The organism is Longimicrobium sp., assembly GCF_036399255.1.
In the GTDB taxonomy this organism is placed as follows: Bacteria; Gemmatimonadota; Gemmatimonadetes; order Longimicrobiales; family Longimicrobiaceae; genus Longimicrobium.
In genome coordinates this window covers 1-15696 of record NZ_DASWNM010000066.1, presented here as the reverse complement: position 1 = coordinate 15696, position 15696 = coordinate 1, and the positions used below count along the sequence as shown (strand labels likewise).

The 15696-nt window shown below is 70.8% G+C and carries 11 protein-coding genes; 4 read left to right on the top strand and 7 right to left on the bottom strand.

Annotation, left to right across the window (positions count from 1 at the left end; all coding sequences use genetic code 11):
- Positions 1-527 precede the first annotated feature (527 nt).
- From VGC13_RS09825 to kaiC, 3 genes are read right to left on the bottom strand one after another with little or no spacing between them, the layout of a single operon-like run.
- A complete protein-coding gene (locus VGC13_RS09825; RefSeq protein WP_331125069.1) occupies positions 528-5024 on the bottom strand; it encodes a PAS domain-containing protein in 4497 nt (1498 codons plus the stop codon).
- Complete coding sequence (locus tag VGC13_RS09820) at positions 5021-5326, bottom strand: circadian clock KaiB family protein (RefSeq protein ID WP_331125068.1); 306 nt, start codon at positions 5324-5326, stop codon at positions 5021-5023. The genes VGC13_RS09825 and VGC13_RS09820 overlap by 4 nt, the downstream gene beginning before the upstream one ends.
- 7 nt (positions 5327-5333) lie before the next feature.
- A complete protein-coding gene (gene kaiC, locus VGC13_RS09815; protein WP_331125067.1) occupies positions 5334-7040 on the bottom strand; it encodes a circadian clock protein KaiC in 1707 nt (568 codons plus the stop codon).
- Positions 7041-7763: 723 nt separating this feature from the next.
- Between kaiC and VGC13_RS09810 the strand changes: the two genes are divergently transcribed.
- Positions 7764-8231, top strand: coding sequence for a GNAT family N-acetyltransferase (locus VGC13_RS09810; RefSeq protein WP_331125066.1), 468 nt, complete (start codon positions 7764-7766; stop codon positions 8229-8231).
- Positions 8232-8533: 302 nt separating this feature from the next.
- Positions 8534-9385: a PhzF family phenazine biosynthesis protein gene (locus VGC13_RS09805; protein WP_331125065.1), complete on the top strand. Its 852-nt coding sequence runs from the start codon at positions 8534-8536 to the stop codon at positions 9383-9385.
- A gap of 230 nt (positions 9386-9615) precedes the next feature.
- Here VGC13_RS09805 and VGC13_RS09800 read toward each other — a convergent pair whose 3' ends face one another.
- From VGC13_RS09800 to VGC13_RS09785, 4 genes are all read right to left on the bottom strand, one after another.
- On the bottom strand, positions 9616-10251 hold the full coding sequence (locus VGC13_RS09800) for a hypothetical protein (RefSeq protein WP_331125064.1): 636 nt from the start codon (positions 10249-10251) through the stop codon (positions 9616-9618).
- 67 nt (positions 10252-10318) lie between these two features.
- Positions 10319-10960: a hypothetical protein gene (locus VGC13_RS09795; protein WP_331125063.1), complete on the bottom strand. Its 642-nt coding sequence runs from the start codon at positions 10958-10960 to the stop codon at positions 10319-10321.
- 373 nt (positions 10961-11333) lie between these two features.
- Positions 11334-12545, bottom strand: a complete 1212-nt coding sequence (locus VGC13_RS09790) for a SufS family cysteine desulfurase (protein ID WP_331125062.1) — start codon at positions 12543-12545, stop codon at positions 11334-11336.
- Between the two features lie 68 nt (positions 12546-12613).
- Entirely contained in the window at positions 12614-12784 is a 171-nt protein-coding gene (locus VGC13_RS09785; RefSeq protein ID WP_331125061.1) for a hypothetical protein, read from the bottom strand.
- 162 nt (positions 12785-12946) lie between these two features.
- Between VGC13_RS09785 and VGC13_RS09780 the strand changes: the two genes are divergently transcribed.
- Together VGC13_RS09780 and VGC13_RS09775 are read left to right on the top strand one after the other, a co-directional pair.
- Positions 12947-13450 carry a GNAT family N-acetyltransferase gene (locus VGC13_RS09780; protein ID WP_331125060.1) on the top strand — a complete coding sequence of 168 codons (504 nt, stop codon included), beginning with the start codon at positions 12947-12949 and terminating at the stop codon, positions 13448-13450.
- Between the two features lie 465 nt (positions 13451-13915).
- Positions 13916-15124: a hypothetical protein gene (locus tag VGC13_RS09775; protein WP_331125059.1), complete on the top strand. Its 1209-nt coding sequence runs from the start codon at positions 13916-13918 to the stop codon at positions 15122-15124.
- The last annotated feature ends 572 nt before the right edge of the window (positions 15125-15696 follow it).

Here is a 15696-nt window from a genome sequence, read left to right as displayed (position 1 = left end):
CGTCTGAGAGTGTGTCTACGTTCCGAGTTCCAGACACAAGCGCCTGACTTCCTGAGAGGGTGTTGCTAAACCTCAAATCCATAACGAAGCGGTGACTTCCTGAGGGAGCGCACCACGGGTACCCAGAAGCCACACAACCGCCCGCGCGCGACCGAAGGACCTCGTCTCGGTGGCGCAGGGGCCAGATCAGGGCACGGGACCCGCCCCATCGTTCTGCTGGCGAGGTCCTTCGGTCGGCGCCACAGGGCTGTGGTGCGTTCCCGATGGCTCATACCAGATCCTGAAAAAGAATAGTCGTACAGAGGAACAGAGTCAGACAGAGGAAACGAGATCGTGCTTCCACTCGCTTTCTCTGTTTGACTCTGTTCCTCTGTACCCCAAAGGTGTTGTTTTTCCGGATCTGGCATCGCGAGGGGCGCCTTCCTCCGAATGACAGGTGTGCGGAAACAAAAAAGAGGGACGCGGATGAAGGCTTCATCCGCGTCCCTCTCTCTTTTCCTCCGCGTGATGCTTTTTCCAGGGGCTGATCACCCGCCCAGCGCGCCGGCCTCGATGGCCTGCCGCACCCGCTGCAGCAGGTCGGCGGGGGTGAAGGGCTTTTGCAGGAAGGGCGCGTCGGGGGGCAGGCCGCCGCGGCGCAGCACGTCCTCGCCCGCGTAGCCGGAGATGAACAGCACCGGCGTGCCGGGAAGGATGGACGCCAGCTCGCGGGCCGCCGCGTAGCCACCCATGGCCGGCATCACCACGTCCGTCACCACCAGGGCGATGCGGCCCGCGTGGCTGCGCGCGGCCTCGATCGCCTGCTCGCCGTCCTCCGCCTCGACCACGGTGTACCCGGCCCGCACCAGCACCCGCCGGGCAAAGCGCCGCACCGCGTCCTCGTCCTCCACCAGCAGCACCGTCTCCATCCCCCCCGGCGCCTCGCCCTGCGGCGGGGGCGGCGGGACGGGGTCGGCGTGGTCCATCCGGGGCAGGTACGCCCGGAACACCGTTCCCACCCCCACCTCGGAGTGCACCCGCAGGTGCCCGCCGCTCTGCTTGATGATGCCGTACACCGTCGAGAGCCCCAGCCCCGTGCCCTCGCCCGGCTCCTTGGTGGTGAAGAAGGGCTCGAAGGCGCGGCTCATCACCTCGGGCGTCATCCCCTCGCCCGTGTCGCTGACGGCCAGCATGACGTACGCCCCCTCGGGGACCGGGGCGCCGTCCCAGGCCGCCTGCGGCTCGTCGAACACCACCTCCGCCGTCTCCACGCTGATGCGCCCCCCGGCCGGGACCGCGTCGCGCGCGTTGACGGTCAGGTTCAGCAGCACCTGCTCCAGCTGCCCCGGGTCCGCCGAGACGTACAGGGGCCGCGGGTCGGCCCGCAGCTCCAGCCGCACGTCCTCGCCCAGCAGGCGGCCCAGCATGGGAAGCAGCCCGGCCACCAGGGCGTTCAGCTCCAGCCGGCGCGGCTGCAGCACCTGCCGCCGGCTGAACGCCAGCAGCTGCCGGGTGAGCCCCGTGGCCCGCTCGGCCGCGGCGCCGATCTGCGCCACGTCGTCGCGCACCTGGCCGCCGTCCTCGGGAAGCTGGTTCAGCAGCAGGTCGGCGTGCCCGCGGATGACGGTGAGCAGGTTGTTGAAGTCGTGCGCCACGCCCCCGGCCAGCTTGCCCACCGCCTCCATCTTCTGCGACTGCCGCAGCTGCTCTTCGAGGCCGCGGCGCTCGGTGATGTCGGTGGTCACCCCCACGATCCCCGTGGTCTCGCCGGCGGCGTCGCGGATGGGCGAGTGGGTGGCGTGCACCAGGATGCGGCCGCCGTCCGCGCGCGTCACCTCCACCTCGCCCGACCAGCTTTCGCCCCGCACGGCGGCGCCCAGGCTTTCCACCATCACCCGCTCCATCCCGCCGTCGGGGAACACCTCGGACCAGTGGCGCCCCAGCACCTCGGCCGCCGGCCGGCCGTACAGCTGCTCGGCGAAGCGGTTCCAGGCGATCAGCTCGCCCTCCACGTCCCAGGCGATCACGGCCTGCTCCACGGCGTCCAGCAGCAGCGCCTGGAAGCGGATGGCCTCCTCGGCCCGCGTGCGCTCGGTAAGGTCCAGCATGGAGCCGATCATCCGCACGGCGCGCCCCGCCTCGTCGCGCAGCAGGTAGGCGCGGTCGAAGATGCGCAGCCAGCCGCCGTCCGCGGGCCGGAAGCGGTACTCGTCGGACCACGAGAGCTCCGTGCCCTGCAGCACCGCCTCCAGCCGCTCGGCCACCCCGGGAAGGTCGTCTGGGTGGATCTGCTCGTACCACCACTCCAGGCTTCCGCGCGTCTCCTCCTGCGTGTAGCCCAGCACGGAGGTCACGGCTTCGTTCCAGAGCAGCTGCCCGCTGGCGATGTCCCAGTCCCAGATGACGTCGCTGGTGGCGCGCGAGACCAGCCGGAAGCGCTCTTCGCTTGCGTGCAGGGCGCGGCGCGCGGCGGTCTCTTCGGTGACGTCGGCGATGATCACCACCCCGGCCACCACCTGGCCCCGCGCGTCGCGGACGGGGGTGGCGCTCAGCCGGGCCGTGCCCATCACCCCGTCGCTGCGCACGATGCAGTACTCCTCGTCCCACACGTTCTCGCCGCTGCGAAGGGCGCGGGCCAGCGGCCACTCGTGCGCCTGCACCCGCCGCCCGTCGAGGTGGAACCCCTCCCAGTCGCCGTACTGGGCCACGGACGCGGATGACAGGTAGCCGTGGCGCCAGATGCGGTCCACCCGTGCGTTCCCCAGGAGCAGCCGCCCCGACGGCGCCTCGGCGATGACGACGCCCACGGGGAGCTGGCGCAGCACGGCCTCCAGCAGCCCGCGCTCTGCGCCCAGCCGCTCCAGCAGCGCGGTCGCGTGGCGCTCGCGCTCCTTCTGCTCCGAGATGTTGCGAAAGTAGACGGAGATCCCGTCGTCGGCCGGGTAGGCGCGTACTTCGAACCAGGCCTTCAGGGGGGGATAGTACGACTCGAACACGCGGGTCACGCGTTCGTGGGCCACGCGCCGGTACTCGCGCTCGAAGACGGAGCCCACCGTGTCGGGGAACTCGTCCCAGATCACCCGCCCCAGCAGGCTGTCGCGGGTGCGCCAGAGCAGCGGCTCGGCCTGCGGGTTCAGGTAGGTGAAGCGCCAGTCGCGGTCCAGCGCGACGAACGCGTCGGTGACGCTCTCCAGGATGCGGGTCACCCGGACCCGCGCGGCCTCGGCGGCCAGCTGCGCGGTGCGCGCGCGGACGGTGAGCTCCTCGCGCTCGGCGTCGGCCATCACCCGGGCGGTCACGTCGCGCACGGTGACCACGGCGCCGATGCGCCGGCCGTCCTCGTACACGGGGTTGGCGGCGCCCTCCACCACCCGCCGGTCGCCGCCGGGGTGCGCCACCTGCAGCAGGAACGCGGGCACCTCGCGGCCGGTGCGCACCGCCTGCACCAGGGGCACCAGCGCGGGCGCCAGCGGCTCGCCGTCCATGGTGAACAGCCGGGCGGCGCGCGCGGGGTCGTCGGCCTGCATCCCCGCCTGCGCAAAGCCCAGCAGCCGCTCCGCCTCGGCGTTGCAGAAGGTGATGCGCCCGTCCAGGTCGGCCACCATCACCCCTTCGCCGATCTGCCGCAGAACGGCGGCGCGCTCGGCGGCCAGGCGATCCACCTCGCGGCGGGCCAGCACCTGCCCCGTCACGTCGACCCCGTGCACGAAGGTGCCGCCCACCGTGCCGTCCGCCTGGCGCAGCGCCTGGTACGACACGGTCAGGAAGCGCCGCTCCGGGGGCGCGTCCGCCCGGCGCCGCAGCAGAAAGGGCGCCTCGGTGACCGTCTGGGGCTCGCCGGTGCGGAACACCTGGTCCAGCCGCCCCACGTGCCCCTGGCTGGCCAGCTCGGGAAGCGCCTCGGCCAGCGGCAGCCCCGCCAGCGCCCGGTGCCCCACCAGCTCGCGGAACGCCGGGTTGGCCGTCTCGACCACGTGGTGCGGGCCGCGGTGCGTGCACAGGAACGAGGGCGCGCGCAAAAAGATCTCGTGCAGCAGCGCGCGCTCGGCCTCGAGGTCGCGGATGAGGCCGTCGCGCTCTTCCTGGGCGGCGCGGCGGGCGGTGGTGTCCTCGTGCGCCACCACGGCGTGGGCCCCGCCGCGCGCGCGCAGGGGCGTCACGCGCATGGTGAACCAGCGCTTCTGGTGCGGCGCGTCGCAGGGGTACTCCATCTCGAACGAGGGCGCGTCCCCCGCCAGCACGGCGCGGATCCCCTCCGCCGCCGCCGCCGCCTCGGGGAGCGCCGGGCCGGCGGCGTTGCACACCTGCAGGTAGTTGCCGGTGTCGGCGGGGCCGGGGTGCCCGTTCTCGGCCGCGAAGCGGCGCCACGCCTGGTTCACCGCCACGATCTCGCCGTTGCGGTCCACCACCACCAGGTGCGCCGAAAGCGCGTCCAGCGCCGACTGCAGAAAGGCGTGCGACTCGCGCACCTCGACCTCGGCGCGGTGGCGCTCGGTGGTGTCGCGCGCCACCACCAGCACCGACTCCACCTGCCCGTCGGCCCCCAGCCGGGGGTGGATGCGCGAGCTGAGGGCCACGGGGCCCCCCGCGCCCTGGAACAGGAACTCGCCCTCGCGCGGCCGTCCGGTGCGGACGGCGTCGCCGATGGCGGCCTGCCAGGCGGCGGTCCCGCCGCGCGCGCCCGTGATCTCCATCAGGGTGCGCCCGCGCGCCTCTTCTTCCGTGGCCGCGCCCAGCAGGCGGCGGGTGGCGGGGTTGGCGTAGAGGACGCGCAGCGTGGGATCGAAGCGCGCCACCAGGTCGGGCGAGTGCTCCACCAGCGCGCGAAACTCCTGCTCCTGCTGCAGCAGCACCGCCTGTGCGCCGCCAAGGAGCAGGGTGAGCGACGAGGACGGGTCCACCACCGCGTCCACCTGCCCGCCGGTGATCTCCTCGATCTCGGCCTGCACGGCGGACAGCTGCCGGACCAGCTCGTTCAGCCGGTCCGGGGACGGGGGCGCGGGCGGGGTGGCGCCGCTGCCGCTGCCGGGGGCGGGGCGGATCACAGCTTGAGCGCGTTCCGGACGGCCGCCGCGTCCGAAAGGTTGCCCAGCACCCGCACCCCGGGCGCCTCGGCCCGCAGCAGGGTGGGGGTCACCACCACGCCGTCGCGCAGCGCGGGCGCGGGGTCCACGGCCACGTCCACCACCTCCACGCACACCCGTACGGGCCCCGCCTCCAGCTCCTCCTGCAAAGTGCGCAGGCTGCGGAGCGCGGCCAGCGAGTTGGGCGCGTTTCCCGCGACGAACAGGCGCAGGTGCACCTCGGGGCGCGCGTCGGGCGGCGAAGCGGGGGCGTGGGGGTGCATGGCGGGGTCAGCCGGCGGCGTCGGCGCGGCGCAGCACGGCGATGCGCCCCACCTCGTGCTCGCGCTCCGACGCGGCGGCGGTGTGGTCGGACTCCAGCAGCTCGCGCTCGGCGGCAAAGGTGTCCAGCTCGTTCTGCAGGGCGGCCAGGCGGGCGCGCAGGTCGGCCTCGGCGCGCCCCACCTCCAGGATGCGGCGGGCGGCGGCGCGCGCGGCGGCGCGGGCCTCGCGGCGCACCTCCTCCTCCTTCTCCCACCGTGCCGTCCCCATCAGCACCTCGCCCCCGGCGTCGTACACGTCCGCCAGCGTCACCCCATCCGACGAAAGCACCATCTCGCGCACCTGGTTGCTGTGGGCCATTCCCCGCGACTTTACGATGGTGAGCGCCCGGTTGCGCTCGCCGCCGCGGATGTGGTACGACAGGTGGAACCAGGTGTCGGCGATGGTGGACACCTGCAGCGCCGACTGCTCGGCCAGCGGGTCGGCGCTCTCCTGCAGGCTGGTGCACAGCACGGTGATCCCGCGCGACTTCACGAAGTCCAGCAGGCGCAGGCTTCCCTCCACCGCCGCCACCTCGCCCCCCGACTTGGCCAGGGCCGAGAGGGGGTCGACGATGAGGACGGTGGGATGGAAGGCGGCCACGCGGCGCTTGATCTCGATGAGGTGCTCCTCCACGCCGCGCGCCTCGGAGCGCAGCGACCAGATGTCCAGCGCGCCCGCCTCGATCCACGCCCCCAGGGTGAGCCCCACCGAGGCCAGGTTGCGGACGATCTGCGCGGCGGGCTCGTCGAACGACAGGAAGAGCACCCGCTCGCCGCGGACGCAGCTTTCCTGCGCCAGGCTGCCGGCCAGCGTGGTCTTGGCCACGCCGGGGGCGCCGGTCACCAGGATGCTGCTGCCGCGGTAGTAGCCGCCGCCCAGCATGGTGTCGAGCCGCGGGATGCCGGTGGCCAGGCGCTCGTTCGACACCGGGTGGTCCAGGTCGGCCCGGCCGTAGGTGGCCACCTCGAGCCCCGAGGAGGTGATGGTGAGGGGGAACTCGTTCTCGGCGAAGCCGGAGCCGCGGTACTTGAGCACCCGCACCCCGCGCACGCTCACCCGCTCGCGCAGGGTGTGCTGCAGCAGCACCACGCAGTCGGCCATGAAGGGAAGAAAGCCGTACTGCGGGCCGGCCAGCGGGTCCAGCCCCTCGACCTTGCCGGTGAGCAGCGCGGTCAGGTCGTGCTCCGACAGCCACTCGAACAGCCGGTGCAGCTCGCGCCGCGCCGCCGCGGGGCCGTCCAGCAGCGCCAGCAGCACGTCCAGCCCGTCGAAGACGATGCGCCGCGCGCCGATCTCCCGCGCCTTGGCGGCCACCTGCGCCAGCACGCCCCCCAGGTCGAAGTCGCCCGACAGCGCGTGGGTGGGCGAGACGTAGGCGTCCAGGAAGAACAGGTGCTGCCGCTCCAGCCCGGGCAGGTCCCAGCCGAACGACCGGGCGTTCTCGCGGATGCGGCGGGTGTCTTCCTCGAAGGCCACGAAGATGCCCGGCTCGTGCCCCTCCAGGGCGCCGCGCACCAGCGTCTGCAGCGAGAATACGGTCTTTCCCGTCCCCGGCCCGCCCAGCAGCACGGTGATGCGGCCGCGCGGAATGCCGCCGCCGGTAAGCTCGTCGAACCCGTCGATCCCCGTGGGCGCCTTGGGCCCGGGAACCGCGAGCGTTGAATCTTCCGTCATGGTGTGGTGGAGTGGTGTTGCGAGCGACTACGGATACGGGCCGGTGCGTGAAGGCGCGCGGCGGCGGGAGCCCCCGGAGGGAGGGGGCGGGTAGCCGGGTCGGGGGCCCCGGCCGCGGTCCGGGCGTACCCGGGCGCGTAACGGGTACAATCTGTACCTTTCTCTGCCGTTTCGCAATGACTGTAACAATAGGGGCGCTCCGGCCGCCGCCGCGCGCTGCGCCGATCGCGTTCACACCGGGCTTGGACAAAGGGAACACCTCACTCTTTCTGCCACCGCACCGAACACGTCCATTTTGACGGAGTGTCGCTAATGGTGATGGATGGATGCGGAAACATAACTTGCAACCGGGGTGTTCCGGGGGCGTGGCGATGTGCGGGCCGGGCGGGGTCCCTCTGGAATCCGGCGGTCCGCGCAGGAGAATCGACCGGTGGTGCGAGCTCTGGCAAAAGACTCGTTCTCACGCAGAGGGAGCAGAGAACGCGGAGTGGTTTTCTCTGCTCCTTCTGGCTCCTTTGCGGGAGAACAGTCCTTTTGCATATTCGGCATGATCGTGTCGCGCGCGCTCAACCGCACCGGGGGCCGGTGCCGCATCCAGCACGTGCTTCCCACAGCCGCTCCCCTCGAGCCGCTGGAACTTGCCTTCGGCCCCGGCTGCCTGCACTTCTTCGATCGGGAGATGGAGCGGTCCCACGCCCCCAGCCTCGAACGCGAGTCCGCTGGATGACCATTCGCACCGCCACGGAAGCGGACGTGGAGACGCTGTTCCGCATCCGCACCGACGTACGCGAGAACAACATGACCCTCGACGCGCTGGCCGCCGCCGGCGTGACGCCGGAGAGCATCGTGCAGATGCTGCGCACCGATTCGCGCGCGTGGCTGGCGGAGTGGGAGGGGCAGCCCGCCGCCTTTGCCATGGCGGATGCGGCGCGCGGCACCGTCTTCGCCCTGTTCGTGCGGCGCGGATACGAAGAGCGCGGAATGGGGCGCGCGCTGCTGGCGGAAGCGGCGGCGTGGCTGTTCGCGCGGGGCTGGCAAGAGATCTGGCTTACCACCGGCGCCGATGCGCCCGGCGCCAACGCCTTTTACCGCCGCGTCGGCTGGCGTGAGGACGGGATCGCGGAGAACGGCGAAATCCGCTACACGCTCCGGCGGGATCCGGGAACCGCGACGGCGACGGGGGACACGTGACGGGGAGCACGGGCTGAAGCCCGCGGCTGGAAGGGCCAGAAGCCCCGCCCAGGGCTCGCGGAGCTCGCCAGGCGGGGCTTCAACTGCGGGGTGCCTCGACAAGCACCAGCCGAAGCGCTATCGAATTCTCCCCCTCTCCGCGAGGAACGAGCGGGGAGGGGGCCGGGGGGGAGGGGCCCCCGCCAGCGCAGTGCGACGCCTTCGACGGCACGAATCCAGCCGGCACGATGACCGGCGGTGGCTGATTGCGCCTGTCTTCCACCGCGACGTTCCATCCGTCACCTGACCCAGGGCTCACGCATATGCGCCGGCGTTTTCAGCAGGTCGACGTCTTTTCGCCCCTCCCCTTCCGCGGCAACCCGCTGGCGGTGGTGGTGGACGCCGACGGACTTTCCACGGAGGAGATGCGGCAGTTCTCCCGCTGGACCAACCTGTCCGAGACCACCTTCATCCTCCCGCCCGCCTCGGCGGAAGCCGACTACCGGGTGCGGATCTTCAGCCTGGCGCAGGAGCTTCCCTTTGCCGGGCACCCCACGCTGGGCTCCTGCCACGCGTGGCTGGCGGCGGGCGGCGTTCCGCGCGACGCGGGGCGGATCGTGCAGGAGTGCGGGGCGGGGCTGGTGCCCATCCGCCGCGGCGGGCACGGCCTGGCCTTCGCCGCGCCGCCGCTGCTGCGCGCGGGGCCGGTGGACGAGGCGTTCGTCGATCAGCTCGCGGTGGTGCTGGGGATCGCGCGCGGCGAGATCGTGGACGCGCAGTGGGCCGACAACGGGCCCGGGTGGGTGGCGGTGCTGCTGCGGGACGCCGACGCCGTGCTGGCGCTGGAGCCGGACTTCAGCCGCTATTCCGGCGGCGAGGCCCTCAACATCGGCATCGTGGGCGCGTACCCGCCGGGCGCGGAGTGCGCGTGGGAGGTGCGGGCGGTGTTCAGCGACGAGCAGGGCGCCATGCGCGAAGATCCCGTGACCGGCAGCCTGAACGCGTCGCTGGCGCAGTGGCTGCTGGCCACCGGCCGCGCCACGGCGCCGTACGTGGCCAGCCAGGGAACGCGCCTGGGCCGCGCCGGCCGCCCGCGCATCGAGCAGGACGCGGACGGCACGGTGTGGGTGGGCGGTCCCGCCATCACCCGCATCCAGGGCGAGGTCGACCTGTAGGATGCGCCGCCGCGGCCCTCCCGGATCTAGATCCTGAAAAAGAATAGTCGTACAGAGGAACAGAGTCAGACAGAGAAAGCGAGCTGAAATCTCATCTTGGTCCTCTGTCTGACTCTGTTCCTCTGTACCCATAAAGGTGTTGTTTTCCCGGATTCGGTATTACGCGGGACGCGGAGGCAAATCTGTTCAGGACCGCGGATCAGCGGCCGGTCCACCGGGCCGCGGCGCGGTCACGGATACGCGCAGACGGTGTCGATCCACAGCTCCTGGCCACCGATGGTGACGCTGCTCACGGGGCCGGTGATGCTCACACGGCCTTCCTTGTTGACCCCCGCCCACCACCACGCGATCGCCGCCCCGCCTCCGCCCAGCGTTTCCAGCTGCCCGATGCGCAGCGGCACGCCGTTGAAGGTAAGGTTCTCGTGCCCGCCCTTGTCGTGGTAGTCGATGTCGACCCGCGACGGGACGAAGGTGAGCCCCCCGAAGCCGAACTGGAGCGAGATGTTGTTGAGGCGCGCGCTGGGGTCGGGCCCCAGCCACCCCTGCCCGGGCTCGATGCGCGTCCAGTTGTAGTAGGGGGTGAGCGCCGCGTCGTAGAAGCGCCGGGTGGTCACCGAGATCGCGCTCTCCACGAAGACCAGCGTCCCCGGCGGCGTTCCCACCGGCGCGCCGTACACCGTCCCCAGCGCCGGGACGTTGAACTCCAGGCACACGGTCCCGGCGGGCGGCGGGGGCGGGAGCGCCGCCGCGGCCTGCACGGCGGTGTCCTCCCACGGCGTGGTGGGCGTCAGGTCGCCGGACGAGCAGGCGGCGGCCGCCAGGGCCAGCGACAGCGCCAGGGAGAGCGGGCGGATGAATCGCATCATGCAACTCCTCGCGGAACGGAAGGGAAGGACGGCGCGGCGGAGGGGGTTCCGCCGCGCCGGGCCGGCTTCACGGATTGGCGCAGACGTGGTCGACCCACAGGTCCTGGCCGCCCACCGTCAGGCGGCCCACGCCGCCTCCCAGCTTGAGGGTGGCGCGGTCGCCGCTGGGCGGCACGGCAAACGGCCCCGCCGCGAACCCGATCGGCACGCCGCCCAGCGCCGGGGGAGGCGCGTTGAGCTCGCCGATGAACACGGGGCTGGCGTTCACCCGCAGGTTCTCGTACGCACCGGGCCCGGGTACGTCCAGGTAGTCGAAGGTGTAGCTGCTGGGCGTAAAGCTGAGCCCGGTAAAGTCGAAGATCAGGTTGATGTGCAGCGTCCGCGCGGCCTGTCCGGCCGAGAAGGCCACCGGCGGCACCCCGATGCGCGCGTCACGGTACGCCGTGCCGCCGCCCGTCAGGAAGAACTTCTCGGTGTAGACGCGAATGCCGTTCTCCACGTGCACCAGGGTGAGCGGCGGCTGCCCCACCGAAAAGCCCCAGGTGGTCCCCGCCGGCAGCGGCAGCTCGAAGTCCACGCAGGCAGGCACGGCGGCCGCGGCCACCTTCGCGGGCTCCGCGAAGGGCGAGGTGGGCGTCAGGCCCTCCGAGCAGGCCGCCGTGGCCATGGTGAGGGGAAGAAGGAGCGCGAGGGAGCGATGGGGTTTCATGGGGTGCCTCCTGCATGGGTAAAATGTGTCTGATCCAGATGCCCTGGAATCAGGGAGGGGCAGGAGAATCCGGCCGCAAGGCGCATGCCTTTCTCTTAGGGACAAATTATGGAAATTGCATATCTAATTTATCAGTAAGCGGATACGATCTTCGTACAGAACGGGACGGCGTGTGATGCGGATCCAGGAAGAGGTCGATCATCGATGCGGACCAGGAAAATCTTTCCGATCGTCAGGTCCCTTCAGTTGCGGATGATGGCCGGCGCAAGCCGCCGGACGACAAAGCCTCACGCGGAGACGCAGAGGCGCGGAGAGAACCGTTCTTCCTCTCTCCGCGCCTCTGCGTGAGGCAAAGTCTTTTACGAACCCGGGATCAGCGCGCGATCTTCTCCAGCGCGCGGGCCAGCACGTCGGCCTCGTCGCGCGTGTTGTAGAACACGAACGACGCGCGCACGGCCTCGTCCACGCCCAGCGCCTTGAGCATGGGTTCGGCGGCCAGCTTGCCGGCGCGCGTGGCGATCCCCTGCTTGTCCAGCGCCGTTTCCACCTGCGACGCCTCCTTGCCTTCCACCACGAACGACACCACGGAGATGCGGTCCGCCGGGCGCCCCAGCACGCGCACGCCGTCGATGGCCTCCAGCCGCTCCACCGCGTACGCCGCCAGGTCCCGCTCGTACGCGGCGATGCGCTTCAGCCCCAGCTTCGTCCAGTAGTCGATGGCGGGGCTCCACGCCTCCACCTCGCCGAACGCGGGCTCGCCGGCCTCGTACTTGTGCGGCAGCGACGAGGTCTCGAAGTCGTCGAAGCTCACGCTTTCCACCATCATCGACCCGCCGTCACCCGGCGGCAGCGCCTCCAGCCGCTCGGCCTTGCCCCACAGAAAGCCCACGCTGGACGGGCCGCCCATCTTGTGCCCCGAGCCGGTGTAGAAGTCGCAGCCGATGTCGCGCACGTCCACCGGCAGGTGAGGCACCGCCTGGGCACCGTCCACCAGCACGGGAATGCCGCGGGCGCGCGCCATCTCCGCGACCTGTTTGACCGGCTGCACGCCCCCCGTCACGTTGCTCACGTGGGAGATGCCGACCAGCTTGACCCTGTCGTTCAGCATCTTCTCCAGCTGCTCCAGGTCCACGTCGCCGTCCGCGTTCAGCGGCGCGGCACGGACGCGGGCGCCCACGCGGCGGCAGGCCATCAGCCAGGGGACGATGTTGCTGTGGTGCTCCAGCTCCGTCAGCAGCACCTCGTCGCCCTTGTGCAGCACGCCGTCGCCAAAGGCGTTGGCCACCAGGTTCAGCCCCTCGGTGGCGCCGCGGCAAAAGATGACCTCGCGCGCCTCGGCGCCGTTGATCAGCTTTGCCACCTTCTTGCGCGCGCCCTCGAACGCCTTGGTGGCTTCCCTGCTGAGCTGGTGCCCCTCTTCGGCGCGGGCGTACTCGTGCGTGTAGATCTCGGCGAGCCGGTCGATCATCACTTGCGGCTTCTGGCTGGTCGCCGCATTGTCCAGGTACACTAGGGGCTTTCCGTGCACCTGCCGCTGCAGCACGGGAAAGTCCTGGCGAATCTTCTCTGCGTCGAGCCCTCCCATCCCCCCCCTCCATTCACCGCTCAGATGTTACCGCCGCGCGTCCACCGCGCGGGCGGGCCGCTGCGTCTTCAGTCCGCGGACTCGCCCCGCGCGTGGTCGGGCCCGCGTCCGTGCTGGGCCGCACGCGGCCGGCGCGGCTGCGGCGCGCAATCGATGCGGCGCGCGAAGGTGCGAAGGGCGCGGGCGTACGGCTCCCCGGGCGTTGCGGGCGGGCGGTGGTCCTGATTCTGCGCTTCCATGGATGGCGATCCGCGACGAAGGGCGATGCGAACTGCTTTTCGTGCCCACCCAATGGCGCACCGCCCATACCTGCGCATGTAACAGCGCCGCCTGCAACGCCCGCGGACCCGCGCTTGCACCCGCCGGTGCCGTATTCGCCGCATCATCCACGGGAAGGATCAATGGAAATCCGCTATGCAACCGAGGGCGACGCGCCCTTCCTGGCCGACATCAACCGGCAGCTGATCGAGGACGAGTGGGGCGGGGGAGGGATGTCGCTGGAGCGCCTGGAAGCCCGCATGCGCCGGTGGATCGCGGACGACGAGTACCGCGCGGTGCTGTTCCTGGAAGACGGTGCCACCGTCGCCTACTCGCTCGTAAGCCTGGACGAGGACTCGGCGTTCATCCGCCACTTCTTCGTGATCAAGGAGCACCGCGGCCGCGGCGTGGGCCGGCGCGCCATCGACACGCTCTTTTCGCAGGTGATCCCGCCCGGGTTCCGGACCACGCTGGACGTGCTGGCCAGCAACCAGGGCGGGCACCAGTTCTGGCGCTCGGTGGGCTTCGGCGACTACGCCATCCGCATGGAGCGCCTTCCGCGGGACGGCGGTGCGGATCCGGAGGGCGGCGGGGGCCCGGAAGCGGGCGCGGCGGACTCCGGCGCCGGGGGCGACATCGGCGACTGACGGCCGCATGAGATCCTTGCGCCCCGGGCCGCCACCGCTGACCGTTGGGACCTGGATCCAGTCAGCATCCCGCCCCGGCCGAGGAGGCTCCGTTGGCTACCTCTCCCCCCTCGTCCCTGCCAGGGAGGAGGCCGGCGCCGTTCCGATGGCATTCCCGGACCGGCTCGTCCCTACAGCGCTTGTCTACAGGAAAGCAGCTCTTCTTCGGCGGGACGTCGCTGCGCGAGCGCACGTCGGAGTCCCGATCGATTCGCCGGCGGAGCTCACCCCGGGGCTCCAGGAGAGCAGGCCCCGGCTTTTGCGGTAACGCTGATCCGCCTGCGCGTCGGCAGCCTGCCCGGTGCTCCGATCACCCCTGCGTCCCTACCGTGACATACTGTGCGGCAGGCACCTCCCTCTGCAGGCATAATTGGGTTATCCTTTTGAAGCGTATGTCTCCTTGATGACCACCTGGCGGAGTGCATGATGTCTGGAACGGACAGCAGTGGACATGATCCATTCGGGTCGGACGCCATTCTCCGCGTTCTGCACCTCTCCCCGGAGCAGGTGCCCGTCGCCGACTACGCCGACGCGTACCGGCAGATCTCGGACGGCTGGCCTGAGCCGCTCGAAACGATCCACCGCGACGACAGCGTCCTGACCCGGCACCAGGCCGTGCTCTTCATCCCCGGTCGCGCCGCCCCCAACCTGTACGAATCCGGGTTCGCACCCAGCTTTCGGCTCTACCTGAACCAGACGCTGGTGGACGAGAGTGCCGGTGAGATGCTGCCTCGCTGGCTGCGGTGGGTGCACGGTGCCGTGCATTCATCCAACCTTCCTGACGAGACCCTGCGGACCCGCGCGCACCGGGAACGCCATCTTCGCCTGATCCGCCGCTCGCTGACGTCGCAGGTGATCGACTCCCTGGGGCGGATGCAGAAACGGGATCGCGCACGGTACGAGCTCCTCTGGCGCCAGGTGGGGCAGGCGGTGAAGGAGGGGGTCCTGGAGGGAGACGACACGAATCGCGAGGCTCGCCTTGGCCTGCTGCTGTTCAGCTCGTCGCGGGGGGCGGATTCATTGACCACCCTCGGGGAGTACGTGGAACGGATGCGGGAGGATCAACGCGAGATATGGTACCTTGCCGGGGGGAGTCGCCCGGAGATCGAGGAATCTCCTGCGCTGAAGGGATTTCGCGACCAGGGGCTGGAAGTGCTGTACTTTACCGATCCGCTGGATGAGCGGATGGTGGAGGCCCTCGTGGAGTTCGAGGGGAAGCCCCTGCGTTCTGCCGAGAGGGTGGCGCTTTCGCTGGGGCGCCTGGGTGTGGATCAGGGGAACGCGCCCGAAGGCGATGCGGTGTTCCTGGCCCGCCTGAAGGGGCTGCTTGGACGCGCGGTAAGCCAGGTGCAGCTTTCGATGGACGACGGTGGCGGCCCGGCGGTGCTGGTGGGCGGAAGAAAGGACCCCCACTGGCCCAACCGCGGGGGTGTTCTGCGGCTGAACGCCGGCCACCCGCTGGTCCAGCGGCTGCGCCGGCGCTTCGATGCCGATCCCGCTGATCCGCTGGTGGGTGAATACGCCCACGTCCTGCTGGGGCTGTCACTGATGAAAAGGGGATTCGACGTGCCGAATCGCGCGAGCTTCATCGCGCTGGTCACCCAGATGATGGAGGACAGACTGGAGGCGGCGTAGAGGATCGAGAGATGGGGTCGTGGCAGCCCGGGGCCGCCGCGCCCCCCTTGCCTCGCGCTCCGCCGTGCAGCGCACCTTGCGGGCTCCCGCGCCGCAGAGGATGTTGCCAACCTCCAAACTCACGAAGAAGCGATGACTTCCTGAGGGAGCGCACCACGTGTAACCCGATTCCACACAACCGCCTGTGCGCGACCGAAGGACCTGCTCTCCGGCGAGGCGGGGCCGGCTCCATGCCGCGCGACCAGCCCCTCGGTTTGTGCCGGCGAGGTCCTTCGGTCGGCGTCATGGTGCAGTGTACAAGCGAGCTGCGGGGCGGCGCCTCCCTCAGGAAGTCAATCGCAGGGCGAGGTTTAGCAACACCCTCTCAGGGGTGTTGCCAACCCCCCAAACTCACGAAAAAGCGATGACTTCCTGAGGGAGCGCACCACGTGTAACCCGATTCCACACAATCGCCTGCGCGCGACCGAAGGACCTGCTCTCCGGCGAGGCGGCGCCGGCTCCATGCCGCGGGACCAGCCCCTCGTCGATCTTCCCGAGCGGGACAGACGCCGCAGAGGCGCCCGGCTTCACGC